Origin of the sequence: Kocuria tytonicola (genome assembly GCF_003687455.1) — a bacterium.
Classification (GTDB): domain Bacteria; phylum Actinomycetota; class Actinomycetes; order Actinomycetales; family Micrococcaceae; genus Kocuria; species Kocuria tytonicola.
The window spans coordinates 1-14,795 of sequence record NZ_PHOA01000062.1; the positions used below are offsets into that span (position 1 = coordinate 1).

At 70.2% G+C, this 14,795-nt stretch carries 13 protein-coding genes, 1 tRNA gene and 1 pseudogene; 4 read left to right on the top strand and 11 right to left on the bottom strand.

Annotation, left to right across the window (positions count from 1 at the left end):
• On the bottom strand, positions 1-491 hold a 491-nt coding region (locus CWC38_RS07820), incomplete at its 3' end, for a Nif3-like dinuclear metal center hexameric protein (RefSeq protein ID WP_206059876.1).
• 69 nt (positions 492-560) lie between these two features.
• Here CWC38_RS07820 and msrA point away from each other — a divergent pair.
• The 3 genes from msrA (at position 561) to epsC (ending at position 2,848) form a co-directional block, all read left to right on the top strand.
• The gene (gene msrA / locus CWC38_RS07825; protein ID WP_121846226.1) at positions 561-1,100 is read left to right on the top strand and encodes a peptide-methionine (S)-S-oxide reductase MsrA; all 540 of its coding nucleotides are present in this window, start codon (positions 561-563) and stop codon (positions 1,098-1,100) included.
• A 113-nt stretch (positions 1,101-1,213) separates the two neighbouring features.
• Positions 1,214-2,149: a cysteine synthase A gene (cysK, locus tag CWC38_RS07830; RefSeq protein WP_121846227.1), complete on the top strand. Its 936-nt coding sequence runs from the start codon at positions 1,214-1,216 to the stop codon at positions 2,147-2,149.
• Between the two features lie 114 nt (positions 2,150-2,263).
• A complete protein-coding gene (gene epsC / locus CWC38_RS07835) occupies positions 2,264-2,848 on the top strand; it encodes a serine O-acetyltransferase EpsC (RefSeq protein ID WP_121846228.1) in 585 nt (194 codons plus the stop codon).
• A gap of 115 nt (positions 2,849-2,963) precedes the next feature.
• On the opposite strand, the gene gnd is transcribed toward epsC, so the two are convergent.
• The gene (gene gnd / locus CWC38_RS07840; protein ID WP_121846229.1) at positions 2,964-4,421 is read right to left on the bottom strand and encodes an NADP-dependent phosphogluconate dehydrogenase; all 1,458 of its coding nucleotides are present in this window, start codon (positions 4,419-4,421) and stop codon (positions 2,964-2,966) included.
• A 384-nt stretch (positions 4,422-4,805) separates the two neighbouring features.
• Between gnd and CWC38_RS07845 the strand changes: the two genes are divergently transcribed.
• Positions 4,806-4,881: transfer RNA gene (locus CWC38_RS07845), tRNA-Val, on the top strand.
• A gap of 64 nt (positions 4,882-4,945) precedes the next feature.
• Here the strand turns inward: CWC38_RS07845 and CWC38_RS07850 are convergent.
• The 9 genes and pseudogenes from CWC38_RS07850 to CWC38_RS07890 form a co-directional block, all read right to left on the bottom strand.
• On the bottom strand, positions 4,946-5,587 hold the full coding sequence (locus CWC38_RS07850; protein ID WP_121846230.1) for a GNAT family N-acetyltransferase: 642 nt from the start codon (positions 5,585-5,587) through the stop codon (positions 4,946-4,948).
• 327 nt (positions 5,588-5,914) lie between these two features.
• A pseudogene (nrdR, locus tag CWC38_RS07855) lies at positions 5,915-6,364 on the bottom strand (transcriptional regulator NrdR); the annotation flags it as partial.
• A 3-nt stretch (positions 6,365-6,367) separates the two neighbouring features.
• Entirely contained in the window at positions 6,368-7,789 is a 1,422-nt protein-coding gene (gene hisD / locus CWC38_RS07860) for a histidinol dehydrogenase (protein WP_121846236.1), read from the bottom strand.
• Between the two features lie 178 nt (positions 7,790-7,967).
• Entirely contained in the window at positions 7,968-11,462 is a 3,495-nt protein-coding gene (gene dnaE / locus CWC38_RS07865; protein WP_240625156.1) for a DNA polymerase III subunit alpha, read from the bottom strand.
• A 127-nt stretch (positions 11,463-11,589) separates the two neighbouring features.
• The gene (locus tag CWC38_RS07870) at positions 11,590-12,567 is read right to left on the bottom strand and encodes an RluA family pseudouridine synthase (protein ID WP_206059877.1); all 978 of its coding nucleotides are present in this window, start codon (positions 12,565-12,567) and stop codon (positions 11,590-11,592) included.
• Positions 12,557-13,126 carry a signal peptidase II gene (gene lspA, locus CWC38_RS07875; protein WP_121846233.1) on the bottom strand — a complete coding sequence of 190 codons (570 nt, stop codon included), beginning with the start codon at positions 13,124-13,126 and terminating at the stop codon, positions 12,557-12,559. Before lspA ends, CWC38_RS07870 begins: the two co-directional genes overlap by 11 nt.
• Before the next feature lie 6 nt (positions 13,127-13,132).
• On the bottom strand, positions 13,133-13,960 hold the full coding sequence (locus CWC38_RS07880; protein ID WP_121846234.1) for a DivIVA domain-containing protein: 828 nt from the start codon (positions 13,958-13,960) through the stop codon (positions 13,133-13,135).
• A gap of 126 nt (positions 13,961-14,086) precedes the next feature.
• On the bottom strand, positions 14,087-14,383 hold the full coding sequence (locus CWC38_RS07885) for a YggT family protein (RefSeq protein WP_121846235.1): 297 nt from the start codon (positions 14,381-14,383) through the stop codon (positions 14,087-14,089).
• A 2-nt stretch (positions 14,384-14,385) separates the two neighbouring features.
• On the bottom strand, positions 14,386-14,795 hold a 410-nt coding region (locus CWC38_RS07890; protein WP_133306239.1), incomplete at its 5' end, for a cell division protein SepF.

Consider the following 14,795-nt stretch of genomic DNA (forward strand, 5'->3'; position numbering starts at 1 on the left):
AGCTCCCGCAGGGTCACGGGCTCGTCCAGTGTGCCCACCCGGCCCAGCCCCGCGCGGGGGTCGCCGGCGCGCGGGACGAGCGGCGCGGCGTCGTCGGCATTGACCCCGCAGGCCGCGATCAGGGCGTCCGAGACGCCGCGACGCGCGGAGTCCGCGTTCGTGTGGCAGCTCAGCAGGGCGCACCTGTTCTCGACGAGCTCGTGCACGGTGCGGCCCTTGAAACCGTCCGCGGCCACGGAGGTGACACCGCGCAGCAGCAGGGGATGGTGCGTGAGCAGCAGGTCCGCGCCCGCTTCGACGGCCTCCCGAACCACCGCCGCCACCGGGTCCACGGCAAGGTGGATGCGCTGCACGGTGGCCTCGGGCCGTCCCACGGCGAGCCCTGAGGCATCCCAGTCCTCCTGCCACCGGAAGGGCCACAGGGTGTCCGCCGCGGCGACGACGTCCTGCAGCGTGGGGTGCGTGAGGGGGTTCGGGACTTCGGTGCTCATGGCCCCATCCTAGGAGCGCGGCGGGGCGGCGCCCGGGAATCTTCTGGCGCGTCACGCGTTGTACAGGGCATGACTTCATCCACACCGCAGACGTTCGTGCTGGCCGGTGGCTGCTTCTGGTGTCTCGACGCCGTGTACCGCAGGACGCGCGGCGTCCAGCGCGTCCGCAGCGTCTACACGGGCGGGCACACCGCCCACCCGGACTACGAATCCGTGTGCTCGGGAACCACGGGCCACGCCGAGGCCGTGGAGGTCACCTTCGACCCCTCCGTGGTCCCCGCGGACGTGATCCTGGACCTGTTCTTCACGGGCCACGACCCCACCACGCTCAACCGCCAGGGCTACGACGTGGGGACGCAGTACCGCTCCGCGATGTTCCCCGCGGACGCGGAGCAGAAGGCACTCTTCGAGGCCGCGATCACCCGTGTCCAGGACTGGTTCGAGGACCCCGTGGTCACCACGGTGGAGCCGCTGGGTCCGCTGCACGAGGCCGAGGACTTCCACCAGGACTTCTACGGCAACCAGCCCTTCAACGGCTACTGCCAGGTGATCATCAACCCCAAGCTCGCGAAGGTCCGCAAACGTTACGCCGTGTGGCTCACGGACTGAACCGGCTGGACAGCGCACCGATACGCTGAAACGGACTCTGGGCACTGCCGAACGGCACCGCTGAGCCGTCACGGCGAAGCACCGAACAGAACCTGCTGAACAGGAGACAGACGATGGGCAAGATCTACAACGACGTCACCGAGATCGTGGGGGGCACTCCCCTGGTGCGCCTCAACCACCTCGACGAGGACCTCCCCGGCAACGTGGCCGTCAAGCTCGAGTTCTACAACCCCGCCAACTCGGTCAAGGACCGGATCGGCAAGGCCATCGTGGACGCCGCGGAGGCCTCGGGGCAGCTCGAGCCCGGCGGCACGATCGTGGAGGGCACCTCCGGCAACACCGGCATCGCCCTGGCCATGGTGGGCGCCGCACGCGGCTACAAGGTCATCCTGACCATGCCCGAGACCATGTCCACCGAGCGGCGCGTGATGCTGCGGGCGTACGGCGCGGAGATCGTGCTGACCCCCGGTGCTGACGGCATGCGCGGTGCGGTGGACAAGGCCCAGGAGATCGTGGACACCACGGAGAACGCCATCCTCGCCAGCCAGTTCGCGAACCCGGCCAACCCCAAGGTGCACTACGAGACCACGGGCCCCGAGATCTGGAACGACACCGACGGCGCCGTGGACGTCTTCGTCGCGGGCATCGGCACGGGCGGCACGATCTCCGGAGCCGGCAAGTACCTGCGCGAGCAGAAGCCCGGGGTGCGCCTCGTGGCCGTGGAGCCCTCCGACTCTCCGCTGCTGACCGAGGGCAAGGCAGGTCCCCACAAGATCCAGGGCCTCGGCGCCAACTTCGTGCCCGACGTCCTCGACCGCGAGATCTACGACGACGTCTACGACGTCACGGTGGAGAACTCCGTGAAGTACGCGCGCGAGCTGGGCTCCCGGGAAGGGATCCTGGGCGGGATCTCCACCGGCGCCATCATCTGGGCGGCGCTGCAGGAGGCCGCCAAGGAGGAGAACCGGGACAAGCTCATCGTGGCCGTGGTGTGCGACTACGGCGAGCGCTACATCTCCACGATCCTCTACGAGGACATCCGGGGCTGATCCCGCGCAGCACCCGTGAGTGCCCGGGACGCACCCCGTCACCACGCGTCCCGGGCACTGTCACGTGCTCGCTCCACCGTCATCCGAACCAGCACATTCAGGGGGGAAGCTCACGTGGGTTTCTGGCGCAGACTGCACGAAGACCTCGACACGGCCCGGGCACACGATCCCGCCGCGCGCTCGAGCGCGGAGATCCTCCTCAACTACTCCGGCCTGCACGCCATCTGGGCGCACCGGCTCTCCCACCGGCTGTGGCAGAACCCGGAACGGCGCCTCCTGGCCCGCACCGTCTCGCAGCTCGCGCGCTTCGCCACGGGTGTGGAGATCCACCCGGGTGCCACCATCGGGCGGCGCTTCTTCATCGACCACGGCATGGGCGTGGTGATCGGGGAGACGGCGGAGATCGGTGACGACGTGATGATCTACCACGGCGTGACCCTGGGCGGCCGCTCGCTGGAGCCCGTCAAGCGCCACCCCACGGTGGAGGACCGGGTGACCATCGGGGCCGGGGCCAAGATCCTCGGTCCCCTCACGGTGGGCCGGGACTCCGCCGTGGGCGCCAACGCGGTGGTGGTCAAGGACGTGCCCGAGGACTCCATCGTCACCGGCATTCCCGGCAAGATCCGCCGCCGCACCCCCGAGAAGCAGGAGCCGCTCGTGGACCCCGCCGCGTACATCGACCCCGCCATGTGGATCTGATCCGGCGGCCGGGTCACCACTCAGCCGGAAGAGAGGACGACGGGCCGGGTCCCCCACGGGGAGCCCGGCCCGTCGTCGCCTCACGTGCCGCGCACGCCGAGGTGCGGTGCCCGGCTCAGGAGACCACCTCGGCACGGTTCCCGCTCCACAGCACGTGGAAGCTGGAGTCCGGGTCGTCGATGCGCTTGTAGGTGTGCGCCCCGAAGTAGTCCCGCAGCCCCTGCGTGAGGGCCGCGTTCAGGCGCGGGCGGCGCAGTGCGTCGTAGTACGCGAGCGCCGAGGAGAACACCGGGGCGGGGATGCCGCGCTCGACGGCGCGTGCCACCACGCGGCGCCACGCCGGCAGGGCGTCCTCGATGGAGGTCACGAACTCGGGGGCGAACAGCAGGTTCAGCGGAGCCTTGTCCCCCTCGTACGCGGCCATGATCACGTTGAGCAGCTCGGCCCGGATGATGCAGCCGTTGCGCCACAGGCTCGCGATCGTGGCGAGGTCCAGGTTCCACCCGTACTCCCGCCCGGCCATGGTGAGCATGTCCAGGCCCTGGGCGTAGGAGACCAGTTTGGAGGCGTAGAGCGCCTTGCGGACGTCGTCCACGAACCCGGGGTCCTTCACGACGTCCTCGGTGGTGTCGCCGATGCCCGCGGGCAGCACTTCCTGGGCCTGCTGGCGCATCGCCGGCTCGGAGGAGGACAGCGCACGGGCGAAAACGGACTCGGCGATGGCCGTGACGGGAGAACCCAGTTCCAGGGCCTCCTGCACGGTCCAGCGTCCCGTGCCCTTCTGACCGGCGGCGTCCGCCACGATGTCGATGAACGGCTTGCCGGTCTTCGGGTCGACCTGGCGCAGCACCTGGGCGGTGATCTCGATCAGGTAGGAGGACAGCTCGGTGGTGTTCCACTCGTCGAACACGTCCGCCTGCTCGGCGGGCTCCAGCCCGGCCACGGAGCGCAGCAGCTCGTGGGCCTCGCCGATGACCTGCATGTCCGCGTACTCGATGCCGTTGTGCACCATCTTCACGAAGTGCCCGGCACCGTCGGTGCTGATCCACGCGCAGCACGGGGCGCCGTCGTCCGCCTTGGCGGAGATGTCCTCGAGCATGGGCCCCAGGGTCTGGTACGACTCCTCGGAACCGCCCGGCATGATGGACGGCCCGTTGAGAGCGCCCTCCTCACCACCGGAGACACCCACGCCCACGAAGTGCAGGCCCTTCTCGGCGCACTCGCGCTCCCGGCGGCGGGTGTCCTGGAAGTACGAGTTGCCGCCGTCGATGATGATGTCGCCCTCGTCCAGCAGCGGAGTGAGCTGCTCGATCACGGAATCCACGGGAGCCCCCGCCTTGACCATGATCAGCACGCGGCGCGGACGCTCCAGGGAGTCCACGAGGTCCTGCATGGTCTGCGTCCGGATGAAGTCGCCCTCGGAGCCGTGCTCCTCGATCAGGGCGTCCGTCTTGGCGGAGGACCGGTTGTGCAGCGCCACGGTGTACCCGTGGTGTGCGAAGTTGCGAGCGAGGTTGGCGCCCATCACGGCCAGGCCGGTCACGCCGATGTCTGCTTTCTTTTCTGCTGCCATGGCTCCTAGCCTACGCACCCTGGCCGACACGGCGCACCGCCCGGGGCGGCGTCCCCGCGGGGAGAGGGCGGGCATGGAAGAAGCCCGGAACCACGTGATCCCGGGCTTCTTCTGCAGTGGTGGAGACCGACGGAATCGAACCGCCGTATCTGTCACGCCCGAAAGCGATCAAGCGCACCAGCGTCCCCTTGCCGTTCGCTACTCTCGCACCGAACTCCTCAAGCTTAACGCATCGTGACGCCCACGTGTCAAACGCACGGCGGGCGCGCTTCAGGTCACGTGCGCAAGCTCACGACCACCCCGCTGGGTGGGGCCGCGGTGTGCCGGTAGGCTGGCTCCCAATCGGGTGCTGGCAGCTGTACCAGTCGTGCCCACCCGATCCCCGGGCCTTTAGCTCAGCTGGTAGAGCGCTACGTTTACACCGTAGATGTCGTCGGTTCGATCCCGGCAGGGCCCACCACCACATGCCTGCGTCCCCGAGGACGGCGGGCGCCGGCAACGGTCCCCGCTGCGCGAACTCCCGCTCACGCCGTGGGCGGGCGCCACATCCCCAGGGCATCCACGGTGCCCCGGCTCGGCACCGGCCCGCGCGAGCGGAAACCGAAGCGCTCGTAGTACGGCACGAGATCCGCCGTGGAGGCTTCCAGGTAGGCGCCCACGTGCTGCCGGTCCACGGCGGCCAGCCGGTCCCGGATCAGCAGGCTGCCCACGCCGGCACCCCGCACGTCGGGCAGGGTCCCCACGGCCTTGAGGTACCAGTGCGGCGCGCACGGGTGCGCGCGGTGGGCGAGGAGCTCCGTGATCAGGGCGTCCGGGACCCGATGACGGAAGACGCGCAGGTACGTGAGCAGTCCCGGGATCATCCCGGCCAGCGACACCTTGCTCCCGGGCGCCTCCCACAGCGCCACCCCCAGCGGCTGCTGCTCGCCGGCCCGCACGGCGAGGTACGCGTGACCCCCGGCTCCGAACGTCTCGCGCACGATCCGCTCCCACATCCTCGTGAGCGACGCCGTCACGTCCCCGTGGGGCAGCAAGCCCACCACGTGCGGGTCCACGGCGAACGCGGCACCGAGAGTGGCTGCCGCACGAGCGGTGTCCGCGGGTGCTGCCGGGACCACCTCGATCTGTCCTGCACTGGTCTCGCCTGAGTTCTGCTGATCCGTCACGAGGCGAGGGTAGCAGTCCGGGCACCGGTGTCCCCCGCGGCTCGTCGGTGTCCGCCGCTCCCCGGCCCGGGGCGGGTCACGGCACCGGCACCGAGCGGCCCGTCACAGCAGCCGCGGCTGCGTGATGCCCTCCGCAGGCTTCTTCGGCCGACGACGCCGCGGCGCCGCGGCCTTCTCGCTCGCCGCCTGTTCCGCTCCCGCCTCGGAAGCGTCCTGGTCCGGGGCGGCCTCGGCGTCCTGCGGACCCTTCCTCGCCGGGCGGCGTCGTGGGGCCGTGCCCGCCGTGGTCCGTCCGGCGGGCGGGACGAGCGTCTGCTGCCCCGCGAGCTCCGCCTGCTGGTCCCGCAGCACGTCGATGGCCCGTTCGAAGTCCTCGAGGTCCTCGAACGCCTGGTAGACCGACGCGAAGCGAAGGTAGGCCACCACGTCCAGGCGGCGCAGGGGCGGCAGGATCGCCAGCCCGACGTCGTGCGCCTCGACCTCCGCGCTGCCCGAGGCGCGGATGGACTCCTCGACCTCCTGCGCGAGCATCGCGAGGTCGTCCTCGCTCACGGGGCGGCCCTGGCACGCCTTGCGCACACCGTTGACGATCTTCTGCCGGTCGAACGGCTCGGTCACCCCGGAGCGCTTGATGACCGAGATGGACGTGGTCTCCAGCGTGGAGAACCGCCGACCGCACTCCGTGCAGCGGCGCCGACGGCGGATGGAGGTGCCGTCGTCCGAGGTGCGGGAGTCCACAACCTTGGAGTCGTTGTGGCGGCAGAACGGGCAGTGCACGGCTCAGCCCTCCCGGGGCGGGGTGGGGGACGCGGCCTCGGCGCCGTCCTGGACGAGGGAGTCCGCCCGGACGCGGGCCGGCTCGGAGCGGATGGTCACCGCACGGCCGTGAGCGGGGAGGTCCTCGCTCGCGGCGAGCGCCACGATGTCCCCCTCGAGCTGCGCGAGCGCCTCCCGGTCGTACTCGATGACCTGCACGGCCTTCATGAACGACGCGGTCTGCAGGCCCGAGGTGAAGACCGCGGTGCCACCCGTGGGGAGCACGTGGTTGGAGCCCGCGGCGTAGTCGCCGAGCGGGACCGGGCTGTAGGGGCCCACGAAGACCGCGCCCGCGTTGCGGATGCGCCCGGCCACCGCGCGGGCGTCGCGCGTGTGGATCTCCAGGTGCTCCGCGGCGTAGGCGTCGGCCACCGCCACGGACTGCTCGAGCCCGTCCGTGAGGACCACGCCCGACTGCGGCCCGCGCAGCGCGGTGGCGATCCGTTCGCGGTGCCGGGCCGCCGGGACCTGCGCGGCGAACTCGTGCGCCACCGCGCGGGCCAGCTCCGGGGAGTCGGTGATCAGCACCGATCCGGCGGCGGGGTCGTGCTCCGCCTGCGAGATCAGATCCGCGGCCACGAAGCGCGGATCCGCAGAGTCGTCCGCGAGCACCGCGATCTCCGTGGTGCCTGCCTCGGCGTCCACGCCCACCACGGAGCGCAGCTGCCGCTTGGCGGTGGCCACGAAGATGTTCCCGGGCCCGGACAGCGTGTTCACGGGCTCCAGGACGTCCTGTCCGTCCGTGACGCCGTGGGCCATGGCCGCCAGGGACTGCGCGCCTCCCACGGCCCAGACCTCGTCCACGCCCAGCAGCCCGGCGGCCCCGAGGACCACGGGGTGCGGGAGACCGCCGAACTCCTTCTGCGGGGGTGAGCACAGCACCACGGACTCCACGCCCGCGGCCTGCGCGGGGACCACGTTCATGACCACCGAGGACGGGTAGACGGCCAGTCCTCCGGGGATGTAGAGCCCCGCCCGGCGCACGGCCTTCCAGCGGTGGTGCAGCGTGGCCCCGGGGGCGACCTCCACGGTGGCGTCCCGCGGGCGCTGGGCCCGGGCGAAGGCCCGGGTGCGCTCGATCGCGGTCTCCAGCCCGTGCCGCACGGCAGGGTCCAGCCCGGCCACGGCCTGTTCGATGTCCTCGGGGGCCACGCGGATGCGGTGCTGCGCGACGCCGTCGAAGCGCTGGGCGAGCTCGCGCAGGGCCCCGACCCCCCGGGTGCGCACGTCCTCGATGATGGCCCGCACGCTGTCCTCGGCCTCGGCCACCGACGACGCCGCCTGGCGGGGCACCGCCCTCCGCAGCTCGTCCCAGCCCAGGTGCTGACCGCGCAGGTCGATCACGCGCAGGTACGCCTCGGGCAGGCCGGAATCGGTGGACGTCATGGTGTGCTGGTTCACCGGTCCAGTCTACAATCGCGCGTCCACCGCACCACGCGACGCCACCACGCGAGGACTCGGGAGCGTGCCGGGCGGGAGCGGGCGGGAGCTGGCCCGGCGCACGAGCCACGGAGCAGTCCCGCCTCGCACACGTGGCGCGCACCCCACCGGGGTGCCCGCAGACTCACGCCTCGAGGCACGCCGGTCCGAGCAGCACCTTGAGGTCCCCGAACAGCGCGGGCGAGGGATTCACCCGGTACTCCGGTCCCAGCCGCATGATCTGGGTGCAGCGCCGGGTGTCCAGGTGGATCCTCACCTCGGAGTCCCCCTTGTGGTTGCGCAGCACCTCCCCGATCTGGCGGATCGTGGCCTCCGTGGCGCGGTGCTCGGGCAGGGCCACGCACACCGGCCCCGAGGAGCCGTCCACGCTGAGCTCGGGCACCGTGAGCTCCTGGGCGGAAATGGTGATGGAACCGTCGTCGCGGCGCTGCATCCGGCCCTTGATCACGCAGATCAGGTCCTCGGTGAGCACCCCGGCGATCGGCGCGTACGCCTTGCCGAAGAACATCACCTCGATGGACCCGGAGCGGTCCTCCAGCTCCACACGGGCGTAGGCGTTGCCGGAGGATTTCGCGATCCTGCGGGACAGGGACGTGATCATGCCGCCGATGGTGACCACGGCGCCGTCGGGCCGGGTGTTCTCCTCGGTGAGCAGCGGGGCGATGGCCGTGTCCGTGTACTGGCCCAGGGCGTCGTCGAGCCCGCGCAGGGGGTGGTCCGAGACGTACAGCCCGAGCATTTCCCGCTCGAAGGCAAGCAGGTCCTTGCGCTCCCACTCGGGAACGTCCGGGACCTCCACGGAGAAGGTCTCCTGGTCCTCGTCCTCGGAACCGCCCATCGAGAAGATGTCGAACGTGAACTCCCCGTTGTCCTCCTTCTTTTTCTGCGCCACGACGTCCTCGACCGCCTGCTCGTGGCACATCACGAGGCTGCGGCGGGTGTGGCCCAGCTGGTCGAAGGCACCGGCCTTGATCATGGACTCGATGGTGCGCTTGTTGCAGACCACGGCGGGGACCTTGGCCAGGAAGTCGTTGAAGGACGTGAACTTCCCCTGCTCGTTGCGGGCGTCCACCATGGCCTGGACCACGTTGGCGCCCACGTTGCGCACCGCGCCCATGCCGAAGCGGATGTCCGAGCCCACAGGGGTGAAGTTCAGCTCGGACTCGTTGACGTCGGGCGGCAGCACCGTGATGCCCATGTGACGGCACTCGGTGAGGTACAGGGCCAGCTTGTCCTTGTCGTCGCCCACCGAGGTGAGCAGCGCGGCCATGTACTCGGCCGGGTAGTGCGCCTTGAGGTACGCGGTCCAGTAGGAGACCAGACCGTAGGCGGCGGAGTGGGCCTTGTTGAACGCGTAGTCCGAGAACGGCAGCAGGATGTCCCACAGGGCCTTGATGGCCGCCTCGGAGTACCCGCGGTCCACCATGCCCTGGTGGAAGCCCTGGTACTGCTTGTCCAGCTCCGCCTTCTTCTTCTTGCCCATGGCGCGGCGCAGGATGTCCGCCTGGCCCAGCGAGTAGCCGGCCACCTTCTGGGCGATGGCCATCACCTGCTCCTGGTAGACGATCAGGCCGTAGGTGGTGCCCAGGATCTCCTCGAGCGGCTCCGCGAGCTCCGGGTGGATGGGGGTGATCTCCTGCGCCCCGTTCTTGCGCAGGGCGTAGTTCGTGTGGGAGTTCGCACCCATGGGCCCCGGTCGGTAGAGGGCGATGGTCGCGGAGATGTCCTCGAAGTTGTCGGGGCGCATGAGCTTGAGCAGCTGGCGCATGGGCCCGCCGTCTAGCTGGAACACGCCGAGCGTGTCCCCGCGGGCCAGCAGCTCGTAGGAGCCGGGGTCGTCGATGGGCAGGTGCTCCAGGTCCAGCACGAAGCCGTCCCGGTTGAGGCTGATGTTCTCCAGGGCGTCCGAGATGATCGTGAGGTTGCGCAGCCCCAGGAAGTCCATCTTGATGAGCCCCAGGCCCTCGCACGTGGGGTAGTCGAACTGCGTGATCACCTGACCGTCCTGCTCGCGGCGCATGAGCGGGATGATGTCGATCAACGGGTCCGAGGACATGATCACGCCCGCGGCGTGCACGCCCCACTGGCGCTTGAGTCCCTCCAGGCCCTGGGCGGTCTCGAAGACCTTCATGGACTCCGGGTCGTCCTCGAGCACCTCGCGCAGCTCGCCGGCCTCGTCGTAGCGCTTGGCGTCCTTGTCGTAGACGTCCTGCAGGGAGATGCCCTTGCCCATCACGTCCGGCGGCATGGCCTTGGTGAGCCGCTCCCCCATGGAGAACGGGTAGCCGAGCACGCGGGAGGAGTCCTTCAGCGCCTGCTTGGCCTTGATGGTGCCGTACGTGACGATCATGGCCACGCGCTCGTCGCCGTACTTCTCCGTGACGTAGTGGATCACCTCGGAGCGGCGGCGGTCGTCGAAGTCCACGTCGAAGTCGGGCATGGACACGCGGTCCGGGTTGAGGAAGCGCTCGAAGATCAGACCGTGCGCCAGGGGATTCAGCTCGGTGATGCGCATGGCGTAGGCCACCATGGAACCGGCGCCCGAGCCACGGCCCGGGCCCACACGGATGCCGTTGTCCTTGGACCAGTTGATGAAGTCCGCGACCACCAGGAAGTAGCCGGGGAAGCCCATCTGGATGATGATCTTCTTCTCGTACTCCGCCTGCTCCCGGACGTCGTCCGGGATGCCGTCCGGGAAGCGGTAGTGCAGCCCCTTCTCCACCTCCTTGATGAACCAGGAGGTCTCGTCCTCGCCCTCGGGGGTGGGGAAGCGCGGCATGTAGTTGGCGGAGGTGTCGAAGTCCACCTCGCAGCGCTCCGCGATCTCCAGCGTGTTGTCGCACGCCTCCGGGAAGTCCCGGAAGAGCTCGCGCATCTGCTCGGGGGACTTGAGGTAGAACTCGTCCGCGTCGAACTTGAACCGCTTGGGGTCCTGCAGCGTGGAACCGGACTGCACGCACAGCAGCGCGGCGTGGGACTTGGCGTCCTCGGCGTGCGTGTAGTGCAGGTCGTTGGTGGCCACGAGCGGAAGGCTGAGATCCTTGGCCAGGCGCAGCAGGTCCTGGGTGACCCGCTTCTCGATCCCCAGCCCGTGGTCCATGAGCTCGCAGTAGAAGTTCTCGGCACCGAAGATGTCCCGGAACTCGGCGGCGGCCTTGACGGCCTCGTCGTACTGGCCCAGCCGCAACCGGGTCTGCACCTCGCCGGAGGGGCACCCAGTGGTGGCGATCAGGCCCTTGCCGTACTGGTTGAGCAGCTCACGGTCCATGCGGGGCTTGTAGAGCTGGCCCTCCAGGGACGCCTTGGTGGAGGCCCGGAAGAGGTTCTGCATGCCCTCGCTGGACTGCGCGAGCAGGGTCATGTGGGTGTACGCGCCGGCACCGGAGACGTCGTCCCGGCCGCCGTCCGCGAACTTCACGCGCGTGCGGTCCTGACGGGCCGTGCCCGGGGTGAGGTACGCCTCCACGCCGATGATGGGCTTGATGCCGGCGGCCTTCGCCTTGCTCCAGAAGTCGAACGCCCCGAACACGAAGCCGTGGTCCGTGGTGGCCAGGGAGTCCATGCCCAGCCGGTGGCACTCCTCGAAGAGGTCGTTCAGGCGCGCGGCACCGTCCAGCATGGAGTACTCGGTGTGCACGTGGAGATGGGTGAAGCCTTTTTTGCCGGTCGCCGAAGTCACCGGCCCATTCTAGGACGGGGTCCGGACATCCGGCCCACCCGGGCGTGGGGATCCGGCCGGAGATCCGTCACAGCTGCGGACCGCCCTCCCGCAGGGTCTCCACCGCGTAGGCGAGGTCCGTGGGGTACGGGCTCTCGTACTCCACGTGCTCCCCCGTGGCGGGGCTGGTGAAGCCCAGGCGCTTGGCGTGCAGCCACTGCCGCGTGAGCCCCAGTCCGGCCGAGAGCGCGGGGTCCGCGCCGTAGGTGAGGTCACCGCAGCACGGGTGGTGCAGCGCACTGAAGTGCACGCGGATCTGGTGGGTGCGTCCCGTCTCCAGGCGCACCTCCACCAGCGACGCCCGGCCGAAGGCCTCGAGCACCTCGTAGTGCGTCACCGAGTTCCGCCCGCCCTCCAGCACCGCGAAGCGCCACTCGTGCCCGGGGTGGCGCCCGATGGGTGCGTCGATGGTCCCGGTCAGCGGGTCCGGGATGCCCTGGACGACGGCGTGGTACACCTTGGTGACCGTGCGCTCCTTGAACGCCCGCTTGAGCTGGGAGTACGCACCCTCCTGGCGCGCGACCACCATGAGCCCGGAGGTGCCCACGTCCAGCCGGTGCACGATGCCCTGGCGCTCCGGTGCACCGGAGGTGGCCACGGAGATTCCCGCCCCGGCCAGGGCGCCCACCACGGTGGGCCCCTTCCACCCGGGTGAGGGGTGGGCGGCCACCCCGGCGGGCTTGTCCACCACCACGTAGGACGGCTCCACGTGCACCAGACGCAGGTCCGGCACGTGCTGCGGGGCAATCCGGTGGGGGTCCTCCGGGACGGGCACCTGCACGGTGTAGGTCTCTGACATCGCCACCCGGTGCGACTTTCCCACGGGCCGGCCCCTGTGGGTCACACGGTCCTCGGCGCACAGCTGCGCGGCCGCGGACCGGGACAGGCCCGTCCAGGCCGCCACGGCGGCGTCGAGCCGCAGGCCCTCATGCTCTGCGGAGGCGGTGAACCGCTCGTCCGCGTACTCCGGATCGGAGCCCGTGGGGCGGGTGCGCTCAGTGCTCACGGTCGACCACCGTGTCCTCCTCGGGGCTGTCCCCGCGCCGTCCCTCCAGGTCACGGTCCGTGAGGATGAGCACCAGCACGAAGCCGATGCCCACGACCACCCCGCAGTCCGCGAGGTTGAAGATGGCGAAGTGCGGCACCGCGATGAAGTCCACCACGTGTCCCCGCCCGACGCCGGGCTCCCGGAGCAGCCGGTCGGTGAGGTTGCCCGCGGTGCCTCCGAGCACGAGTCCCAGGGCAAGGGCCCACCACATGTCCCGCACCCGGCGCAGCAGCCACAGGATGCCCACGGCCACGGCGGCCATCACGAGCGTGAAGAACCAGGTGGAGCCGGAGCCCAGGGAGAACGCTCCCCCGCTGTTGCGGATGTGCTCCCACCACAGCAGCCCGGGGACCACAGGGTACTCCTGGCCCAGCGCCAGGTTGTCCACGACCCACAGCTTCACGAGCTGGTCAGCGCAGAGCACGGCGGCGGCCACGCCCAGGGCCACAATGCCGCAGCGGCGGCCCGTCCGGGTGGGAACGGGAGCCGCCGCTGCGTGCGAGGGGTGATCGGTCACAGGCGCTTACTTGGTGCCCGTGCGCTTGCCCGTCACGGCCTTGGAGGCGTCCGTGGGGGCGAGGGAACCGGTGTTGTCGAGATCGCGCAGCTGCCCGTTGATGAAGCTCTTGAGGCTGCCGCGGTAGTCGGTCTCAAAGGCGCGCAGCTGGGCCACGGCGGCTTCCAGGTCCACCTTCTCGGTCTCCAGGGAGGACAGCGTCTCCTCCTTGGTGCGCTTGCCCTCGGCCACCAGGTGGTCCGCCTGGGTGCGCCCCTCGGTGATCAGGCGCTCGCGCTCGGCCTGGCCCTGGGAGACGTAGTCGTCGTGCAGCTTCTGCGCCATGGCCAGCACGGCGGCGGCGGACTGCGAGGCGTCGGAGGCCTCGGGTGCGGTCTTCGCGCCGGCCGGGACCGACGACGCCGCGGTGCCGGCCTGGGTGCCGTTCGTGCCGGTGGTCGCGGCGGCGGCGGTGGTCGTGGCGCTTTCGTGGCTCGTGGTCGTGTCGGCGGTGGCCGAGCCGATGCTGGACGCCGCCTCCGTGGTGGTGGCCGGTGCCACCGTGACGGACTCGGAGACGGTGGTCCTGTTCTCGTCGGAGCGCGAGGACGCGGCGGCGGGGGCGACCGTGGAGTCGGTGGTGCCCGCGGCGTCGTCGGAGGCCGTGACGGTCTCCTCGGGACGGCCGCCCAGGGTCTCCACCTGCTTGCGCAGGGCGTCGTTCTCCTGGTGCAGGCGGCGCAGCTCCACGACGACCTCGTCCAGGAAGTCGTCCACCTCGTCCTGGTCGTAGCCCTCACGGAACTTGGTGGGCTGGAACCGCTTGTTGATGACGTCTTCGGGTGTCAAAGCCATGAGATCTTCTCACTCCTCGTGTAGAACGGGACCGCTCGGGTCCTCGGGATCCGCCTGCGCGCTCCAACGGCCGCGGTGGGTTCCGGCCCAGGATACAACCGCGTGCCCCGGACCGCGCTCAGGCCGTCAGACCCGGAACAGCAGGCCACCCACGATGGTCTGCAGGATGCTGATGACGAAGACCAGGATCAGGAACCCCAGGTCCAGCGCCACCCCGCCGAACCGCAGCGGCGGCACGAGCCGTCGCAGCGCGTTCATGGGCGGGTCGGTCAGCGAGTAGATGGTGGAGGCGACCACGAGGGCCAGACCCCTGGGCCGCCACCCGCGCGCGAACATCTGGATCCAGTCCAGCACCAGCCGAGCAATCAGGGCGATGTAGAGGACGTGGACCACCAGGTAGACGATCGACAGCGCGAGGTTCACGATCAGCCCTCGACCTGCTCGAGGGAGCTCGGGGCCTCGTCGATCTCATCGGTGTGCCCCTGGTCCCTGACCTCCACGAAGGAGGGGGTCAGCAGGAACACCTTGGCGGTGACGCGCTCGATGGAGCCGTGCAGCGCGAAGACCAGGCCCGCGGCGAAGTCCACGAGGCGCTTGGCCTCGGACTCGCCCATGTCGGAGACGTTCATGATCACGGGAGTGCCGTCCCGGAAGGCCTCCCCGATGGACTTGGCGTCGTTGTAGGACCGGGGATGCACGGTGGTGATGGTGCGCAATTCGTTCTCGTCCTCTCGGGAACTGGGAGCCCGCTTGATGGGGGTCACGGGGGCTCTGTACTCGGGGGAACGGCGCGCCACGGAGGTGCTGCCGCTCTCACTCCCGGCGGGGGTGGAGC